At 61.8% G+C, this 377-nt stretch carries 1 pseudogene; it reads left to right on the forward strand.

Annotation, left to right across the window (positions count from 1 at the left end):
* Positions 1 to 377: pseudogene (locus tag ACODR8_RS19990) on the forward strand (IS5 family transposase); the annotation flags it as partial.

The following is a 377-nucleotide window of genomic DNA, read 5'->3' on the forward strand; positions in this document are numbered from 1 at the left end:
CGGTTCGTCCGTTGGCGGAAAGCTGGGGTGTGGGACCGGCTATTGGCGGCGGTTTCTGCCGGGTTCAACGGCGAGTTGGTGATGATCGATTCCACCTGCATGCGCGTCCACCAACACGGTGCGACCGGTAAAAAAGGGGATCTGGAGATCATAGCATGGGACGTTCCCGGGGCGGTCTTACGACCAAACTCCACGCTCTTGTCGACGCTGATGGACGTCCTGTCAGCCTGAGACTGACAGGTGGGCAGGTCCACGATGCTTGTGAAGCTGAAGCGCTGATCGAGGCCATCCCCCCAGGCGCCACCCTACTCGGCGACAAGGGTTATGACAGCACCGCCATCCGCGAGGCTGCGGCGGCCAGAAACATCTGGGCCAAC

This window comes from Sphingobium sp. FG58, assembly GCF_057809055.1.